A 17,351-nucleotide genomic window follows, 5' to 3' on the forward strand; every position below is an offset into this window, starting at 1 on the left:
AGCAGACCAATATGAACGAGAAATGAACATGCCTCTTCTAAATAAACAGATTGATGCCGGATTGATCCGCTTGACCCAAATAGTAGCCGACTCCCGCAATTTTCACGCCGTTTATAAGCTCTTCTTGCTTAATCCCCATCAAATCCATCGACATCTGGCAAGCAACGACCTCCACGCCTTGCGCAATGGCTGTTTCGATCAACTCCTCAAGGGAAGATACGTTATTGCTGCTCATCACGCCGCGAATCATCTTGGCGCCCATCCCCATCATATTCATTTTGGACAGGCTTAGCTTCCGGCTCCCGCGCGGCATCATCATGCCAAACATCCGGCCGATTATATTTTTCGTTACAGGAACTTTCTCGGGTCTGCGGATAACGTTTAATCCCCAGAACGTGAAGAACATCGTTACTTTCTTCCCGCTGGATGCCGCGCCATTAGCTATTATAAACGAAGCTATCGCTTTATCGAGATCGCCGCTGAAGACGATCATCGTACTTTTGTCTCCGCCTTGGGCCACCGGATGAATCGGGTTCGCGGCTAATGCCGGTTTCCCCTTCCGAAGAAAGGCTTCAATCGTCCCGTCCTGCTGCTTCGTCAGCTTCTCAACCTTATTGCTTGTCATACCTGCCCAAGCTTTAATATCTTCGTAAAAGCCGGGATCCGTCGCTGTCACCTTAAGCACCTCTTCGGCCTGCAGGCCGTCCATCCGCTGCTTGACTTGAATAAGCGGACCCGGACAGCATAAGCCGCATGCATCCAAGGAAGCGTCAGCCTGAAGAACAGGAGCGGCAGCCGAAGCTTCCTTTGCACCAGAAATAACGGAATCAAGAGCTGCCGTTGCTGCAGGAGGCTGCTTGTCTGCAAGTTTTGGCGTGTACTGCATCAGCTTGTACGTTTTATAACCCCCGGTCAGATTTCTTACTTTAAAACCGTTTTGACGCAAAATACGGGAAGCCGTATAACCGCGTAATCCCACCTGGCAATACACCCAAATCTCTTTGCTGCGGTCCAGCTCGGAGAGACGGCCGCGAAGCTCATCTACCGGAATAAGAATGGAGCCCGGAATATGACCGTTATTATGCTCCATTTGCGACCTTACATCAACAAGAATAGAAGCTTCTTGATCCCGTGCTGCTAATTGCTCCGCAACAAAAACATCCGTTAGTCCGGACAAAATATTTTCAGCGGTATAGCCTGCCATGTTAACCGGATCTTTGGCAGAGGAAAACGGCGGTGCATAAGCCAGCTCAAGCTCCGTCAGATCGGTAACCGTTCCTCTAAGACGCATAACCGTTGCAATCGTGTCGATCCGTTTGTCCACGCCATCGCGCCCAACCGCCTGAGCGCCTAAAATCTGTCCCGCTTCATTAAAAAGAAGCTTTAGCGACATCGGTACCGCACCGGGATAATAACCGGCATGCGAATTCGGATGCACATAAGTCACTTGGTAAGGGATACCTTGATCGCGCAGCATTTTCTCTTTACTTCCGGTCGCCGCGCCGGTAAGTCCAAACACTTTGATGATCGAGGTGCCTTGCGTGCCTTTGTAAGAAGTCTTCAGCCCTGCCACATTGTCAGCCGCAATCCGGCCTTGTTTATTAGCCGGCCCAGCAAGCGGAATAGCGGTCTGCTTGCCGCTGACGAAATCCGTAACCTCAACCGCATCCCCTACTGCGTAGATGTCAGGCAGATTCGTTTCCGTCTGCTCGTTCACGAGAATATGTCCGCATGCGCCAAAAGCAAGGCCGCTGTTTTGCAGGAAAGCCGTATCCGGCGTGACGCCAATAGCCGATATGACAAGCTCTGTCTGAAGAACGGTACCGGAAGCAAGTCGAACCTCAATGCGGTTCCGGTCAGTCTGGCTAAAGGCTTGCACCTTCTCGTTAAACAGAAGCCGAACGCCGTGATCCTCCATTTCGCCGGCCATGATCCCTGACATTTCGGCATCAAACGGAGATAAAATCTGATTGCTTGCTTGGACAAGCGTGACGTCCAGACCAAGCTCCTTCAAATTTTCGGCCATTTCGATTCCGATAAATCCACCGCCAATGACTACAGCTGAGCGTGTATCGGCCTGGGTTACTTTTTCCTTAATGCGGTCCGTATCCGCAAGATTGCGGAGAGATACAATAGAAGGAAGATCCGCTCCCGGCACATCCGGCCTAATTGGCTTAGCTCCCGGCGACAGTATCATCTGGTCGTAGCTCTCCTCGTACGATTCGCCGCTTGCCAGATTCCGGACCGTTACGGTCTTGGCTGCCGGATGAATAGCTACAACCTCGCTTTGGGTACGGATATCGATGTTGAATCGTTTGTACATCGCTTCAGGTGTCTGAACGAGCAGCTTTCCCCGTTCTTTGATGGAACCGCCGATATAATAGGGTAAGCCGCAATTCGCGAACGAAATATAATCATTTCTTTCGAACATCACAATATGCGCTTGCTCATCCAGCCTGCGCAGTCTTGCCGCAGCGGAAGCTCCGCCGGCTACGCCGCCGACAATAATGACTTTTTTACTCATGTTGGACTGTGCCTCCTGTTGTGTAGTTACCATTGTTGGTATGGCCTTATTCAGACTCGTCTTCTTCGCCGAACATCGCCGAGATTAGCTTCGCGATCTTCGGGGAAGCAATTGTATAATGAATTTCCAGCCCGCTTCTTTCGGCGGCAACAATACCCGCGCTTCTGAGCTTCTGCAAATGCTGCGATACCGTAGACTGCGGCAGGTCAAGACATTCCTGCATAAACGATACGTTGCAGCGGCCTTTCTGAAGCAGCCCTTTAACGATACAAAGTCGTACCGGATGGGCAAGTGCCTTCAGCATCTCGGCGACATCATCGTAAGCTTTAAAATTGTTATCCATATATTCACCTCAGCGTCATCACTAAATCACAATATCGTAATATTACGATATAACGATAATAAAAGCAAGTTGTGATCCAAAGCACAATCCCGCGTATACAAAAAAGGGACCTGAAATCAGGTCCCCCATTCTTATTATCGAAGGGAGCTTGAAGCTCCGTCTTGATGTAATGCTTTCCGGTTGCCAAGCAGGAACAGCGCTGTTCCGATCCAGCCGCAAATGGAAGCAATCACAAGCAGCATCGTTAACGATACGCTGTCCGACAAGCCCGCTCCAAGCAGCGGGCCTAATGTGCCGCGAACGCCAAACAGCATAAGATGCACGCCAAACACGGCCGCTTCCCTACCCGGGGCGAGTCTGGAAACAAAGGCCAGGATACCGATATCCCAAATGGCCTCTCCTACACCTTGAATGCCGTTGCCTACGATAACAGCCGTATAGGTTCCCCATACTCCGTATAGCATCGGTACGATCGCATACGCGCTAATCCCGCATACCAGGACATGTTTAATATCAATCCGGTCAATCAATCGTCCGGCGATCAAGTAAGTAAGCAAAAGTCCTGCGTAGTAGGATATTCGGGCAAAACCGATCTGTACGTTGTTCAACTCCAGCACCTGCACCTGAATGATCTGGTACAACGGATTGGACAGCATATTGCCGAAGCCGGAGAAGGTGGTCGCTGCAAGAAATACAGCCAGCTTACGGTTACCCGACACCAATGCCCACTGATCGCGCAGCGAGAACTTAGCCCTTGTTCTGGACAATGCGGGCAAAGGCTGCTTCGGCAGCCGCAGCGAATTAAATAGGATAACGGAGGCTACTCCGAATATAGAAGCCGTAATAAGAGGACCCGATGGTCCCGCCGCATCAGCCCAAGAACCAACGACGTACGCAAGAGGAATCATTAATGCTCCGCTTGCTACCCGCACATACCCCATCAGCCTGCCTCTTACATCTGCCGGATACATCCGTGCAACAAGAGATGCGTAAGCCGGAGCTTGTATTCCCATTAGAATCTGGAAAGCCAGAGCGGTTGCAACGTAAACGGATGGATGAGGAAATAAGGCCGGAAAAATAATGAGCAATCTGCCGATGACGTTCGGAACAATAACAAACGGTTTTGGATTGCCCGTCTTCTCGATCCATGCCGCCCAAATCGGCGAGAACAAGAGACCTACTGCCGGCGCAGCGGACAATAACCCTACCTGCAGGTTGGTAGCCCCTTCCCGAATCGCGAACGGCATAAAAAATTGATTCAATACAACGTTAAAAATACTGAATAATAAAGTCGCGCTGAAATCGATACGCGCATTAAACCAGACCCGAGGCATCATCTGCATGCCGAGCCTATAGACACTGCCCTTTGTTTCCATCTCGCTGCAATCCTTTCGCTCCACTATCCGTGATTCTATCTATTTGGTTTGTCTTACCCATTAGAGCAGAGATTTCATGAAAGCGCAATAAACATTTTTACCTGAGCTTGTCATCCCAAAAAAACGGCCCTCACCGGACTGAAAGAACCGTTACACCAGTATCAACAGCAAACCAAAGCAGGCGACAGAGACGCCTGTATAACACCAGGCTGCCGCCCGGCTGCAATCACGGAGACGCCAAATTCGCACAAGATACCCGATTGTAAACAGGACGGAGACAATCATAATTCCCATCATAATGCCGTCCATAAAAGGATCATTCATCATACCGTTCATCCCGCCGCTATGATGCTGCATATTGGACCATTCCATAGCGCTTATGCCGCCCGTAAGGAGCAGTGGAAGAAGCAAATGTATGCCATGCACAACGATTGGAAATAACATGCCGCCTATCGAAAGAAGGGAGCTGCGCGGCAAACGTTTATCGGTCACGCTTTAGTCGCCTCCATTCCTGTTGCGTTACAACAGTATATGGCGCATCCCCGCATTGATTCGATTTTTTTCACGGACAATGATGTCGTACAGGCAAGCTAAAACCATTAGAATTCACAAAAAAAGAAGCAGGCATCACCTGCTTCTTGCTTCTCCTCACGGCTATTCCGGCTGCTCCCTGCCGAGGAAGCGCCAGAAATTCCGGTTGAACAAATCGTCAAGATCACGCTTGATCTCATCCTCCGTTACCTTCCAGCCGTTGTTGTACAAACGCTCGTATTTCGAGGCCAGTACTTGCCCGATAATGCGGCGCGAGTGCTCCCATTTGTAAATCAGCTGTTCAAATACCCGGCAGTCCGAGTGCTGCGGAATGACGGAAGTACCCAGCAGTTCGAGACGGAACTTCGTCATCTCCTCTACCATCGATTCGATGTGAAGGAACCACCAGCAGCCAAATACCATCAGATTGCGGAACTTCCGCGCAAGCACGGTCAGCTCATGCTGATTGCTGCGGGCCAGCATCGTGATAAGGAATTTCTGCTTCGGATAATTGCGGCATAAAGCTTCAACCGCGGACACGTCCGAATCCATGCTCATGTCTCCCGCAAGACGAAGCTCCGGATTCACGCGGCGGCGAACGCCAATCATGAGGGCAAACGGAATGCCATGTTTCTGGCAGACCGGCACCATCGCTTCGTCAATCATGCGGGTGCGGTGGTCCTCAGCCGGATAGACGAAATCGCCCGGCATCGATACGGCCAGATATAAAGCGTCCATGCGTACAATCCATTCGGAGAGAAAGCGGCGTACTTCTTCCTTCGTCTTCTCCGTCCACTCCTCGGAAGCATCGTAACCAAGGGAACGAAGCTGTACGACCGCATTAGGCCAGTCATTCAGCAGAGTGTCGACCCGAAGGGCAGCGGAGAACCGGGCATCCGTATTGCCGCCGCGGTTCAGCCATACTTCACGCTCTTCCGGATCAAACGGATCATTGGTCATAAGGACATGCTTCACGTTCGAGATCCGCAGAACCTCATCCACCTGCTCAGCCGTCGTACGGCTGGCAAGCGCTTCACGGTAATCATTCAAATTACGCGAGGAAACATCAAGACCAAGACGGTGCAATATCGTAATAAAACCGTTTGCCGCTTCGCTGACTGGCGAATGTTCAATAAAGAGCTTATTCCAGATCCAGTCCGCCTGCTCCCGCTTCGTCATGGCCCAGAATGCGTCATACGTTTCCTGGTCATCCGCCCAGCGGAACGACTCCGAAATTAGATAATGATATATAAGCAGCTCATCGATGCCCCATAGCAGCAAATTGCCGAAATCGGCGGAAAATAAATGGGTATGCATATCCGTTACCGGCATCGTCATCGCAAGACGCCCAACGGTTTCTTTCATAACACTGACGGATTCTATGGCTAGTTGTTCCTTGATCATAATGAATTTTCCCCCTCAACTTGTCCTAATCACATCGTACCACCGCCGGGGGGCGAACCGCTTCTATCCGGTTATCGTTCATCGATGGCCCATTTATATGTGGTTGGTGTATTTGAAGGCCGGGCAGTATAATAAATCAACAGCTATTTCATCCATGGAGGAATCTCATGAGCGTTCAAGAGCGATACCCGCTTCCCATTGAAGCGATGTACAACACATCCCAGATTCCGACCGACTTTCATTCCCATCTGGAATATGAAATTTATTATTTTCACAGCGGCAAATGCAAGCTTCTGATCGGTGACAGCATCTATGAGCTTGCTCCCGGCAACCTTATTCTGATGAACGGGATGACTCTTCATTATCCGTCCATCGATAACCGGTACGAATATTGCCGGACGGTCGTCCATTTTGACCCGGCCTTTGCTTCGGGTTTGTTTCAGCCGCCTTTTCTGATTCCCCTGCTGCTTCCCTTCGAGAGACAGACGAACCGCCTGATCTCCCTGAAAGCCGAGGAGCAGGCAAGGATAGAACCGCTTCTGGAACGGTTATGCCAGCTTCGGCAAAGCAATGATCCGCTGTCTCATGACCGGTTAATCCTCTGCTTCCAAGAACTGCTGCTGCTTATTTACGAATTCGCCCATATGCCTAGTTATGGACAAGCCTCTCCGCCTGGCAGCATTAAGCATCAGAACGTCCAAAAGCTGATCGCGTATATCGAGGAGCATTACCGGGAGGATCTTGAGCTGGACGATATCGCCGACTATATGCATCTGAACAAGCATTATCTCGTGAAAATCTTCAAGGAAACAACCGGCATTACCTTGTTCCATTACCTGTATCAGCGAAGAATTAATCAGGCTAAAATGCTGTTTACGATGAACCCGGACCGCTCCATCACGGAGACCGCGTTTGAGATTGGCTTCAAATACGTCTCGCATTTCAGCCAAACATTCAAAAAATTTACCGGACAATCCCCCGATGACTATCGGAAGGGGATCGCCCGGCCTCTTGAGTAAACCGATATTGGATTTAAGAACGGAATTGCTCCCGGATGCCGGCCAAATAGACCTTAAGCACAATCTGAATGCTCTCGTCCAGATTTACCGGCAGCCCAAAGCCTCCGCTTCTCTCTAACGTTGCGAAACCATGCATAAAGCTGCGGAAGCCTCTGACGAGATGGATCGTATCCTCCTGCTTCATCTTATACGCATAGTCCATCACCGTAATAATGAGCTGAATCAATTCTTCGCTTACTTTGATCAGCTCCGCGTCCTCTGTCTGCTGAGCCGGAAGCGTTGCCTCGTACAAGCCCGGATGCTCTCTCGCGAATCCGATATAAGCAAGCCCTATGGCAAAGACGGCATCATCGCCCGATCTTCCGGCAACGGCGCGGAGCAGCCTGTCATGCAGATTTTTGAGTCCGTACAAGGCAAGCTTCTCCTTAAGTCCGCTTAATCCGTCCACATGGTTATATAAAGAAGGAGAACGGATGCCAAGCTTCTGGGACAACGAGGCGAGGGTAACGGATTCGAGTCCGTTCTCGTCCGCCAGCTCGGCAGCCTTTTGTATGATGGTTGGCAGATCCAATCCTATTCTTGGTGACATGGTCTATTCTCCCTTTCCAATGATTTCTAATGAACAATTACGGCATCAAGCTTGCGGGAAGCATTCTGAATGGCCAACTCCATCATCGCTTCCGGCAGAACAATCAAATCCCCGTGACCGACAGCCAGCAAGGATGGCTTCAGCTTCAGCAGCTTCATTGCGCTGCGGAGCGATTCGATCTTATTCCAGGTCGCCATTGCAGGAAAAGGAAACTTCCAGCGCACCTGTCCGCTTACCGCTATTCCGCCGCGCACCTGAAAAGCATCTCCCGCAATCAACGCATGGCTTCGCGAGTCGAGAAAAGACATCGAACCCGGCGTATGGCCCGGCGTCGCAATCGCCAGCAGGGAACCTACGCGGTCTCCATCCTGGAGAAGCACATCCGGGCGCGTTGCGATTTTGCCCGGCTTAGGCACGCCGCCCCGAATCGGCGTTTCCGGCTCGTTGGAGTCAAGCGAGCGGTCACCGTTAAGCAGTCTCGAATCACGGGCAGAAATATATACCGTAACATCGGTCAGCTGCTTCCTAAGCGTATCCAAAGCTCCGATGTGATCACTATGAGCATGGGTCAGAACAATACGCGTAATAGGTTTGCCGATTTGCTTTGCTGCTTGCAGAATAGCCTCGGCGTTACCCGGCATTGCAGCATCAATTAGCGTCAGGCTCTTCTCTTCCTCCACCAAGTAACAATTCACCGGAAACATTTTTGGCATAAAAGTAAGCTGGTAAACCTGTTCATGACGTGTCATTCTCATTTTAATTAACCACCTTCGCTCATAAACTAATATCATTAGTTTTATAATAACTAATACCATTAGTTTTTGCAAGAAGTTTTTAGCCCAAAAGTATAACAACAATAATTATAATAAAAAACGGCAGCTTACCAACAAGTCAATTGCCGTCGTGTTGTATTGAGCTCCCTCGTTAGCGCAACCATGTTATTAGCTCTATTGAGACATATTATTCCACATAGCACTCACCGTTCTGACAACCATAAATATAAGTATCTTTTGAATCGGAGTATCTAATTCCTCTTTTCTCAAAATCAGTTGGTGCCGTCGCTGCGAGCCTTTGCATAAGCAAATAGGCCATCTCATGACTCAACTCTGCTTCCCCTGTCCCACCGATTGCAAATCCGGATGGACCTTGATATGCGGTTAAGATCCACTTACTCCCGTCGCTTCTTTGCGCTTGAATCATATAATTAAAGGCATCTTCGGAGTTTTCCGACTCTTACAGGATCACCGAACAGTGTTATCAAACTCCCCCGATATCTCGCAATCTCTTTCAATTCCGTGGTTACACTTAGAAGGTTTGATGTTTCATTGCTGTAACTTAGATCATCGATCTTGGAAAAAGTCACGTCGGTTATTTGGGAAGAAGATTCTTTCACCCCATTTTCGATTGATTCCAACTCTCCGTCTAAAATGTACTTTCTCGTAATTTCTCCTGTAACGGGGTCCAAGTGATATCCGGCTTCAGGCTGATTATTGCTCTTTTTTCGTACTCCTACCATGACATGGTCTCTCTCGTCATATCCACTTACTTCAATAATAAGATCTTTATCATCTTGGCACCATGCCGAGCAATCTTCCTTCACCTTCTGGATCAGCACTTCGTCCGAGAGCATTTTTTGCCCCCTCGATGTACATGAAACAAGAAAAAGCACAAAAACCAGAGCGACGAATAGCCTGATATGACGTTTCCTCATAATGCCCCTCATTCCTAAGACAATATCATTCCAAAATATTTTCATAATTGTAATTTTCCTGCCCTTACTTCAATAAAAATAGGCAGCGGATATCTGATCTGCTGTCGGTTTTTTTGTTTTGAACTAAAGTTCTCCGTTAGCTGAATTTCACAAAGTGAGTATAATTTTCCGAATCAGCCTTAACAAAAAATCCTATAGATTGATAAAATAAATCTGCATTTGGGTTATCTGTCTTTAATACAAGCATCTGAAAGTACTTTTTAGCCTCTATAATAACTGAATCCATCAGCAAGCGTCCTATCCCGAATCGACGGACACTTGGTAAGACATAGAGGCGACGAACACGACCAACTGCTTTACTACCTGCGAGAGGGTCTTGGTTTAACCCGCAAACCCCAACAATATCGCCGTCTTTAATAGCGATGAAGAGCGCTTCCCCGTCCCCGCCAAATTTATTGGTTCCTGCTTCATAGTCGGCCACTAATCGTTTGATGTGACGAAATCCTTCGTTCGTACTTTCTTCAATGAGTCGCATTACCTTAGAGGTTTCTAAATGACTAACTTTTGTGACGATAATACCATTCACTTAACCACCCCTCCTGCTTTAGTCAATGGAAAAAAGAGCAGCGCCGCGGTGGTCTGCTCACTTTTTGTTGTTGAACTATCGTTCCCCGTTAGTTCAAAACCTTCTATTTTGTGAGTGCCCTTGTTCGAAGTAAATCCAGCTTGTAAGTTGGTACAAACTTGGCCAAGTCTCCACCAGGTAAATCTAGCTCCCCATCATCGAACACAATAATGAAATCATCAGTACAATAAATTAGCTTGCTCCAATCAATTTGATTACATTTCATAATTGCTTCGAACCAAATCTTATACGCACGGATATGCCAGTCCCAATCCTGTAGTGACCAATGGAGATAAAGCATAACCATTTTGTTTAAAATAGATTTTTCATCTATTCCAGCCTGATAACGAATGGGGTGATTACCGACGTTCCAAATGGAGTACAGAGAAGCACCATTATTAAGTTGATCAATTCGTATTCGTTCAAGTGCTGGATGGAAAATTGCATCTGCTGTTGTGTAAGGATCCCCAGTTGCATATATGTTTAGGTAACAAATTTTTTCTGTTTGAGTTTTTTGGGCAATTTGCTTTATTACTTGCTTAATTGCATCAGGAAGTTCCCTACATACTTCTTCATAAAGCATTTCCGCTTGATATTGAGACAAGTAGATATAAATAAGTATCCCAGACTGATCAATTATGCGATCCAGCTGTCCATCAAGGTCATAAAACAAATTGTATTGCACTGTAACAGAGAGCTTATTTGATTGATATGTTAAAGCCTTTATAGTTACTAGTGCTTCATTATTATAATTATAATTCTCTTCATAACAGATTGTATTCTCTATTGTTAAACCATTCCTGCAGTTAAATTCTATATAACGAATCGGTCGACCTTTTTCATAGAGAATATCTTCAATAGAAACCAGTTTTCCGTCATTATATGATCTAATAATCAACCGAGATTCTAGGTGTTCATAATAAGCCACCACATTAATTAAAGAATCTTGATGAGAAACCCAAATCAGACCGTTTTCGTCCTTCCCATAAGAAGTTTCGTCTTGGCCCTCTGTAACTCTCCCCACTGGCTGCTGGTTTCGCTCAAACCAATATGGACATGGAGAATATCTTTTTCCATCTGTAAATTCCCACCGGCTAACTTGTAGTTCACTCCGTTTTTTATAAGATAAGAAGTTCTCCTGTGCATCTAAAGCTAAGTTTATATATGTTTCTATTGTAATAGACATTAATTTATTGCTCCCTAAAATATAGTCTTTTGTAAGTATTAGGTTTCCACTAACGTTCCTCGTTTATGGAATGCTTATTTCGAATTATTAAGTTTATTTCCTGATTCTGTACATCAACAAATTTTACTAATAATGCAATTTTGTCCTCAGAATTAATACGTTCCCAATAGTAGTCTGCTATTTTATCAATTGAATCGAAGAGTGGTACTTCAATTGGATCACCTTCGAATGGTTTAAGTACACCATCCAGTTCCGTTCTATAGGTATATATACAATGACCTATTCCCTTCTTGAAACGGTTGTATTGATAGAGGTTACGTATGCAAATTGAATGGTCGTTGTCTTGTGTTCTAAGAATTGATAAGCTGTATTGCTTAAGATCTGTGTTAATTATACCTGAGATTCTTGGGGTAAAGTGGGGAGCATCGGGTTCAAACTCTCTAAGCATTAATGATTCATAAAAGGACCTGTAATTCTTTAATCCTTCATAAATAGTTTCAGTTTGATCACCATTAGAGACAATGTGTACGTTATCCCAATGCCGAATAGGATAGTAAAATATGAGCGAAGGGTCCTCCACTAGAGCAGGATCAAAGGCTTTGTTTCTTATACTAAAACCTTCTCTTTCAAATACTCGATTTCTACTGTTCGTGCTTCTTCCCATAATCCAATACACCTGTACATAATGCGATCCTGAAGGAGTCATACCTACAATAAGCGTTCTTCCGGGATAAGGATTCTCAAACAAAGCGTGTTGAAGTTTGTTCATCTGCATCTGCTCCTCTCGAATAAACACAAAGAGGTAAGGGGAATCCCCCTTACCTCTGCCCAGGCGTACGGCTTTAACTTATATGCTTCCTCATGGATCCCCATGCTCCGCCAGTCACATATAAGACTCTAAATTATATTCATAATACCAATTTCTCTCAACACTTTTCAATGCATTGTTTTCATAAACTAACGTTACCCGATAGTTTAATAAAAAGAAGACGACCACTTAATGAAGTAGTCGCTTCAACAAATCAGGACAGACCAAAATGCTTTTCAATTGCCGATAACATATGGTCTTTATTTGATTGAACTGTTCTCGTTAGCCACTTTAATTCATACTGCTTGGCTTGATGCAGATAGTGATTTGAGGCTTTAACAACATTGTTTAGTGTTTCCTCTCTAGCCCGTTTCGGTTCAGATAAAGTGGGAAACAAATCCTCCATGCCTCTCAGGTGGTCTCGGTCTAAATATTCTGATCGAATTAGTTCATCTTCTGCAAACAAATAAACAACTTGGTTGGGGTTAGATATCTCCCTTAAAAAAGCTGGCTCCATAAAAGTGTCTACAACTATTGGCTTCTCTTTACCCGTTTGTAATAAATCCAATATGATGAACTCAACACTTTCATCAAAGACTGAATTTAACCAATGACTTCTATCGTTCCCACGACCTAAAAAGAACCACTCCCAATCGATAAAGTGCCTCAAAATTGCCGGATGATCCTGTGGGTTAGCTTTTGATTGATATTCATAGGTATGGTCATCTGAAGAATAATAATTCATTCCCCACTTTGAGGCTAGCGACTTCGCCATAGTGCTTTTGCCACCGCAAGGTCCCCCACATATCCAATAAACGTGATCCAGGTAATTTCTTAATAATCGATCTGAAATTCTCATTGTTCTAACATCCCCTTGTTTAAGATTAATTCTTACAAGGGGGAAATTCTCATTCTGGTAGCACTAACTGTCCAAGTTGCCGGCATTTCTACACCGCCTTTCTATAACAGTTTCCCACAATATTATCCATTTGTGAATACCCTTACATTGATATGATCCACTACGTTAAACTGCCCTTTAGTTCAACAAAAACGCAGCCGAACGTAATACGCCGGCTGCTGTTGTTCTGTATTGAACTAAAGTCTCCCGTTAGAGTAATGGATCAAGTCAACTAAATCTCATGCAGCCAACGTTCAATTTCGTTAAGTTTCTCTGCATAAAGTTTAATATTTAGAATGGTCCCTGCAACCTGTTCTGTCCCGGATTTCTGTTCATCTGGATCTGTACAATCAATCCATAAAGACCGCTTCAGACAATATTCTAACCAGTCCAACTTCCCTAAAAAGCTATTTGCCAGTATCATTCTCCAGTTTGCATGGATATGGGTTTGTGTAGTTCCTCTATAGCCATCTATAAAAGATAAGAACCTGTCGTGATCAATTTCTCCCGATTCATTCTCAGACCAATAAATTGCCGTTTCAATTAAGTCCAGTTTAGGGTTTCTATAGCCAGCACATTCCCAATCAATAAGGATTGGTTTGTCATTCCACAAAACATTCTTAGGGTCTAGGTCACCATGACTGATGACCATACTCGTTAACAACTGCTTAGCTGAATTTATAGCTTCGAGATTCCATTCGTTAAGCATTGGAGTGTTTTCTAATAATAAGCTGGTCCACTCGGCATTATTCTCCTGCCCTTTTTCCAAATAAAAGTTCCAGTCAGTTAGCCCCCGATCTTCAGGCGGAATATTAACTATTCCAAGGTCTGAGAAATCCCCCTTATGTAAAGAGGAAAGAATGCTACCCATTATCTTGCAATGATTCGAATTTATTTCACTGGGCTTAAGGCTTTTTCCATCCATCCATTCAAATACGAGATAGAATTGCTCACCTACTTGCTGAATAGAATGACCATTAAAAGTCTTAGCCGGAAGAGCAGGTACAAAGTCTGAAGCCCTATTAGCAATGAGTTCGGATCTGATAAAGTTTTGCATGGCTGTTGGTCTGGCCATAATTTCTGGGTTTAATGCTTTGACTACGTATCTACCTGAGGTGGTTTGAACTGCATACATGCGATGTAATAAACCACCTGATACCGCAGTAGGGGCAATTGTTATATCACCAAGCCCTAATTCATTACATAGAGCTTCTATTTGACAAGGATCCATTCTTATTCACCTTCCCACATCATCTACCAATTTGTATAATACAATTTCTTTGTAGCCATTACGTTGTCCTGCCATATCGCTTAACGAAAGAAGGAGCAGCTGCCGCGGCGGCAAACTGCTCCCTGGAATCATCAAACTAATGTTCCCTTTTGTTGAACGACATGCACCATCTAATAGCTGCCTTATCGACCTCATCAACGTAGGCGATATCATCAGATAAATTCCAAAATAATATTTTGTCTGTTTCGTTATTTTCTTTAAACTGGGCTATGTAATCCAACTCAGTAAAGTACACTGGATTATATTTTATCACTCCATTTGGCTTCCTAACCTTTAGTAAGCCTTTAAAATCCATGTCGCGAACAACTTGTGTTGTTTCCTCAAAAAGTTCCCTTATGGCACATTCTTTAGGAGTTTCCCCATCTTCCCTTCCTCCGGCTGGTACTTCCCAGTGTTTCCTCAACGTATTAAAACATAATAGATACTTATCATTATATCTAACCACTGCATATGAACCTGCTAGTGGCCCGTAACTATTTAGTTCATCTTCTTTCAAAGTAATACATTCTAATAACTCATACCCATCTTTATTGGTAGCGATCATTAGCAAAGCCCCCATAAAACTGCCTATTACTTGAGCGGCAGCTCATCAGTGTGAACTGCCGTGCCATCTTCATTGAACTAAAGTTCTTATGTTAGTTCAATGACTTTTTGTTAATAATCTTATTGCTGTTGTTAAGTTCATGTCTTCTAAAGAATTCAATCGTAAATCATATGCTTCAAAGAATAATTCTCTAGTTAGTTTGTTTGGTACAATTATACAATACATCCCAGCTGCCTTCGCCGCTTTTGCTCCATTAGGTGAATCCTCGAATGCAACCGCATTTATAGGTTTAACACCGAAGTAATCTAGAACTTGCAGGTAAAGGTCAGGAGCAGGCTTAACATTTTTGGCATCCTCGTGGGTTCTTATGCATGAAAAATAATCTGTAAGTCCTAACTCCTCTAAATTAGGGACAACCCAATTTCGTGGAGCACTAGAAGCTAATCCAATATTGATACCTAATCCTTTGGCTTCATTCAAATAGTTTTGAACACCTGGAAGAGCTTTTTGATTAACAATTAACTTATCATATTTTTCTCTTCTCAGTTTTCTAAGTAATTCTCGGTCTAATGTTTTTCCTATGCTTTGTTGTAAAAATTCATAAGGATCAAATGAATTAAAATGTCCACCGATCCTAGAACTGTATAATTCTAAAGGTAATTCAACCCCATACTCCATAAGAAGTTCTTGAAATGAATAAAACTCATACGTTTCGGTATCTCTGATTAAACCGTCAAAATCAAAAATGACAGCTTCAACCGCCATAGCTTACCCCCTAAATGAGTCTATGTCTTACTTAAACCACTGAATACTTTATCTCTCTACCACTTTAACATAGTAAATTGAAATGGCGTTATGTGTCAACATCTCATTACGCTCTTCTGCCCGTAGTTCAACGAAAACGGCAGCCGATTGTTTGGTCGACTGCCGCGGTATCCTTATTTAACTATCGTTCCCCGTTAACTTAATGCCCACCCACAGTCTACAACTTTATTTTCACGGTCTAATACTTTATTTTTCAGTCTAATATTTTATTTTTTCAAGACAGCAGGTCACAATTGTGACCTGCCATCGCTGTTTTTTGTGTGTTTTGATTGTGAATTTTACACTTTCATTTATTTTTGCACATCAAAAATCTTGCTGATCATACCGACAGATCCCAGCGCATTCATAACCTCGGTCGGAACAAAGATCGTCGACGCCTTCCCCTCTGCCATTTGCGCTAAGGCTTCGAATGACTTGTAAGCTAAAATTTGCGGATCTAAGCCTGCCTCTTTGATTGCTTCGATCCGAGCCCGCTCCGCCTGCGCGACATGTCTGATCGCTTCCGCTTTCCCCATCGCTTCAAGCTCCTGCGACTTCTGCTTGGCTTCCGCGTCCAAGATTTGCCGCTTCTTCTCGGCTTCTGCTGCCAAGACGACAGCTGCTTGTTGGGCTTCTGCGCGCAGAACGGTCGCCTGCTTCTCCCCTTCCGCCTGCAAAATGCTGGCGCGCTTCTCACGCTCCGCTCTCATCTGCTTCTCCATCGAATTTTGAATATCCGCTGGAATTCCCAACTGTAAAATTTCTACCCGATCAATCCGAACGCCCCAATTCTCCGATGCATTATCGAGCGCCTGCCGCAATTCTGCTTGAATGCGGTCACGGTTGGACAATATTTCGTCCAGCTCCATCTTCCCTATCGTGGCTCGCAGGGCGGAAGCGACAATATTGTGGATCCCTTCCACATAATTCGCAATGCCATACGTTGCCAGCTTCGGATCAACTACTGTAAAAAAGGTTGCCAGTTCGACGCCGATGGCCACGTTATCCTTCGTAATCACCGATTGCGAAGGTACTGTTTCCTGCTTCATACGAAGATCATGACGGATCCGAACTCTGTCGATAATCGGAATGATGAGATTTACCCCGGCATGCAGCGTGTTTGAATATTTGCCTAACCTCTCCACAATCGCTACCGATTGCTGAGGGATAATGCGAACGCCTCTTGCAATAATGACAACAACAATCACGAGTATGATAATAAATACGATTAAGCCTATCATTTATTATCGGCTCCTTTCTACAATCAGTTTTGTTACGCCTAACCCCTTAATTCGCACTTTCTCGCCCTTGCTTATCGATTCATCCGCGACGGCCGACCATATTTCACCGTTCACGCTGACTAGTCCAATCTCGCCGCGTACAATATCTTGCACGACAAAGGCTTCTTGGCCAATCAGCCTTTCCTTAATCTCTGGCATCTTATCCGTTGAAGTAGGAATGACTTTGCGTATAATTGGAATTAACCATACGTACATCAGAAATGCTGAGCCCACGAAAACAAAACATTGCACCAGAAATGAAGTATTTACGAACACCATACCTAGCGCGATGAGAGACGAAATGGAGAGCAACAGAAAATAAAAGGTACCTGTATTCAGTTCAATCAACAAGAAAATAGCGAACAGAATAAGCCATCCGATCCAAAGCATAGTCCCCCTCCCTTACATGATTCCATAG

18 protein-coding genes and 1 riboswitch are annotated in these 17,351 nt (G+C 45.1%); of the genes, 1 reads left to right on the forward strand and 17 read right to left on the reverse strand.

Translation table 11 applies throughout. From position 1 onward, the window contains the following. Window positions 1-37: 37 nt before the first annotated feature. The 5 genes from PJDR2_RS24610 to PJDR2_RS24630 all read right to left on the reverse strand — a co-directional run bounded on the left by PJDR2_RS24610 (window position 38) and on the right by PJDR2_RS24630 (window position 6,178). Window positions 38-2,524 carry a DsrE/DsrF/DrsH-like family protein gene (locus PJDR2_RS24610; RefSeq protein WP_015846445.1) on the reverse strand — a complete coding sequence of 829 codons (2,487 nt, stop codon included), beginning with the start codon at window positions 2,522-2,524 and terminating at the stop codon, window positions 38-40. Window positions 2,525-2,570: 46 nt separating this feature from the next. Continuing rightward, complete coding sequence (locus tag PJDR2_RS24615; protein ID WP_015846446.1) at window positions 2,571-2,867, reverse strand: ArsR/SmtB family transcription factor; 297 nt, start codon at window positions 2,865-2,867, stop codon at window positions 2,571-2,573. A gap of 134 nt (window positions 2,868-3,001) precedes the next feature. Continuing rightward, window positions 3,002-4,243, reverse strand: coding sequence for an MFS transporter (locus PJDR2_RS24620; protein WP_015846447.1), 1,242 nt, complete (start codon window positions 4,241-4,243; stop codon window positions 3,002-3,004). 150 nt (window positions 4,244-4,393) lie between these two features. Beyond that, window positions 4,394-4,735 (reverse strand): hypothetical protein, encoded by a 342-nt coding sequence (locus tag PJDR2_RS24625; RefSeq protein ID WP_015846448.1) that lies wholly within the window; start codon window positions 4,733-4,735, stop codon window positions 4,394-4,396. A gap of 162 nt (window positions 4,736-4,897) precedes the next feature. Then, complete coding sequence (locus PJDR2_RS24630; protein ID WP_015846449.1) at window positions 4,898-6,178, reverse strand: glucuronate isomerase; 1,281 nt, start codon at window positions 6,176-6,178, stop codon at window positions 4,898-4,900. A gap of 167 nt (window positions 6,179-6,345) precedes the next feature. Between PJDR2_RS24630 and PJDR2_RS24635 the strand changes: the two genes are divergently transcribed. After that, the gene (locus PJDR2_RS24635; RefSeq protein WP_015846450.1) at window positions 6,346-7,197 is read left to right on the forward strand and encodes an AraC family transcriptional regulator; all 852 of its coding nucleotides are present in this window, start codon (window positions 6,346-6,348) and stop codon (window positions 7,195-7,197) included. A 13-nt stretch (window positions 7,198-7,210) separates the two neighbouring features. Here the strand turns inward: PJDR2_RS24635 and PJDR2_RS24640 are convergent, their stop codons facing one another. The 12 genes from PJDR2_RS24640 to PJDR2_RS24695 form a co-directional block, all read right to left on the reverse strand. After that, window positions 7,211-7,786, reverse strand: a complete 576-nt coding sequence (locus PJDR2_RS24640) for a TetR/AcrR family transcriptional regulator (protein WP_015846451.1) — start codon at window positions 7,784-7,786, stop codon at window positions 7,211-7,213. 26 nt (window positions 7,787-7,812) lie between these two features. Next, window positions 7,813-8,541, reverse strand: a complete 729-nt coding sequence (locus PJDR2_RS24645; protein ID WP_015846452.1) for an MBL fold metallo-hydrolase — start codon at window positions 8,539-8,541, stop codon at window positions 7,813-7,815. Window positions 8,542-8,990: 449 nt separating this feature from the next. Beyond that, window positions 8,991-9,542, reverse strand: a complete 552-nt coding sequence (locus PJDR2_RS32125) for a hypothetical protein (RefSeq protein WP_049790080.1) — start codon at window positions 9,540-9,542, stop codon at window positions 8,991-8,993. 91 nt (window positions 9,543-9,633) lie between these two features. Next, window positions 9,634-10,083 carry a GNAT family N-acetyltransferase gene (locus tag PJDR2_RS24655; protein WP_015846454.1) on the reverse strand — a complete coding sequence of 150 codons (450 nt, stop codon included), beginning with the start codon at window positions 10,081-10,083 and terminating at the stop codon, window positions 9,634-9,636. A gap of 103 nt (window positions 10,084-10,186) precedes the next feature. Then, window positions 10,187-11,308 (reverse strand): hypothetical protein, encoded by a 1,122-nt coding sequence (locus tag PJDR2_RS24660; RefSeq protein WP_015846455.1) that lies wholly within the window; start codon window positions 11,306-11,308, stop codon window positions 10,187-10,189. Between the two features lie 49 nt (window positions 11,309-11,357). Continuing rightward, window positions 11,358-12,077, reverse strand: coding sequence for an IMP cyclohydrolase (locus tag PJDR2_RS24665; protein ID WP_015846456.1), 720 nt, complete (start codon window positions 12,075-12,077; stop codon window positions 11,358-11,360). Between the two features lie 50 nt (window positions 12,078-12,127). Beyond that, a riboswitch (ZMP/ZTP riboswitch) is annotated at window positions 12,128-12,205 on the reverse strand. 125 nt (window positions 12,206-12,330) lie between these two features. Beyond that, window positions 12,331-12,975, reverse strand: coding sequence for a hypothetical protein (locus PJDR2_RS24670; RefSeq protein WP_041613616.1), 645 nt, complete (start codon window positions 12,973-12,975; stop codon window positions 12,331-12,333). Window positions 12,976-13,246: 271 nt separating this feature from the next. Next, window positions 13,247-14,245, reverse strand: coding sequence for a phosphotransferase (locus PJDR2_RS24675; protein ID WP_015846458.1), 999 nt, complete (start codon window positions 14,243-14,245; stop codon window positions 13,247-13,249). 136 nt (window positions 14,246-14,381) lie between these two features. Beyond that, window positions 14,382-14,849 (reverse strand): NUDIX domain-containing protein, encoded by a 468-nt coding sequence (locus PJDR2_RS24680; protein WP_015846459.1) that lies wholly within the window; start codon window positions 14,847-14,849, stop codon window positions 14,382-14,384. Between the two features lie 96 nt (window positions 14,850-14,945). Further along, the gene (locus tag PJDR2_RS24685; RefSeq protein WP_015846460.1) at window positions 14,946-15,614 is read right to left on the reverse strand and encodes an HAD-IA family hydrolase; all 669 of its coding nucleotides are present in this window, start codon (window positions 15,612-15,614) and stop codon (window positions 14,946-14,948) included. 350 nt (window positions 15,615-15,964) lie between these two features. Beyond that, window positions 15,965-16,894 (reverse strand): SPFH domain-containing protein, encoded by a 930-nt coding sequence (locus PJDR2_RS24690; protein ID WP_015846461.1) that lies wholly within the window; start codon window positions 16,892-16,894, stop codon window positions 15,965-15,967. A gap of 3 nt (window positions 16,895-16,897) precedes the next feature. Further along, window positions 16,898-17,323 (reverse strand): NfeD family protein, encoded by a 426-nt coding sequence (locus PJDR2_RS24695; RefSeq protein WP_015846462.1) that lies wholly within the window; start codon window positions 17,321-17,323, stop codon window positions 16,898-16,900. Window positions 17,324-17,351: the final 28 nt, after the last annotated feature.

The sequence above is a fragment of the Paenibacillus sp. JDR-2 genome (assembly GCF_000023585.1).
GTDB lineage: Bacteria > Bacillota > Bacilli > Paenibacillales > Paenibacillaceae > Pristimantibacillus.

Excerpts from the sequence above, each read along its gene's own strand:
- PJDR2_RS24610 (WP_015846445.1), bottom strand. The coding sequence starts at position 2,524 with ATGAGTAAAAAAGTCATTATTGTCGGCGGCGTAGCCGGCGGAGCTTCC.
- PJDR2_RS24615 (WP_015846446.1), bottom strand. The coding sequence starts at position 2,867 with ATGGATAACAATTTTAAAGCTTACGATGATGTCGCCGAGATGCTGAAG.
- PJDR2_RS24620 (WP_015846447.1), bottom strand. The coding sequence starts at position 4,243 with ATGGAAACAAAGGGCAGTGTCTATAGGCTCGGCATGCAGATGATGCCT.
- PJDR2_RS24630 (WP_015846449.1), bottom strand. The coding sequence starts at position 6,178 with ATGATCAAGGAACAACTAGCCATAGAATCCGTCAGTGTTATGAAAGAA.
- PJDR2_RS24635 (WP_015846450.1), top strand. The coding sequence starts at position 6,346 with ATGAGCGTTCAAGAGCGATACCCGCTTCCCATTGAAGCGATGTACAAC.
- PJDR2_RS24640 (WP_015846451.1), bottom strand. The coding sequence starts at position 7,786 with ATGTCACCAAGAATAGGATTGGATCTGCCAACCATCATACAAAAGGCT.
- PJDR2_RS24645 (WP_015846452.1), bottom strand. The coding sequence starts at position 8,541 with ATGAGAATGACACGTCATGAACAGGTTTACCAGCTTACTTTTATGCCA.
- PJDR2_RS32125 (WP_049790080.1), bottom strand. The coding sequence starts at position 9,542 with ATGAAAATATTTTGGAATGATATTGTCTTAGGAATGAGGGGCATTATG.
- PJDR2_RS24660 (WP_015846455.1), bottom strand. The coding sequence starts at position 11,308 with ATGTCTATTACAATAGAAACATATATAAACTTAGCTTTAGATGCACAG.
- PJDR2_RS24665 (WP_015846456.1), bottom strand. The coding sequence starts at position 12,077 with ATGAACAAACTTCAACACGCTTTGTTTGAGAATCCTTATCCCGGAAGA.
- PJDR2_RS24670 (WP_041613616.1), bottom strand. The coding sequence starts at position 12,975 with ATGAGAATTTCAGATCGATTATTAAGAAATTACCTGGATCACGTTTAT.
- PJDR2_RS24675 (WP_015846458.1), bottom strand. The coding sequence starts at position 14,245 with ATGGATCCTTGTCAAATAGAAGCTCTATGTAATGAATTAGGGCTTGGT.
- PJDR2_RS24680 (WP_015846459.1), bottom strand. The coding sequence starts at position 14,849 with ATGATCGCTACCAATAAAGATGGGTATGAGTTATTAGAATGTATTACT.
- PJDR2_RS24685 (WP_015846460.1), bottom strand. The coding sequence starts at position 15,614 with ATGGCGGTTGAAGCTGTCATTTTTGATTTTGACGGTTTAATCAGAGAT.
- PJDR2_RS24690 (WP_015846461.1), bottom strand. The coding sequence starts at position 16,894 with ATGATAGGCTTAATCGTATTTATTATCATACTCGTGATTGTTGTTGTC.
- PJDR2_RS24695 (WP_015846462.1), bottom strand. The coding sequence starts at position 17,323 with ATGCTTTGGATCGGATGGCTTATTCTGTTCGCTATTTTCTTGTTGATT.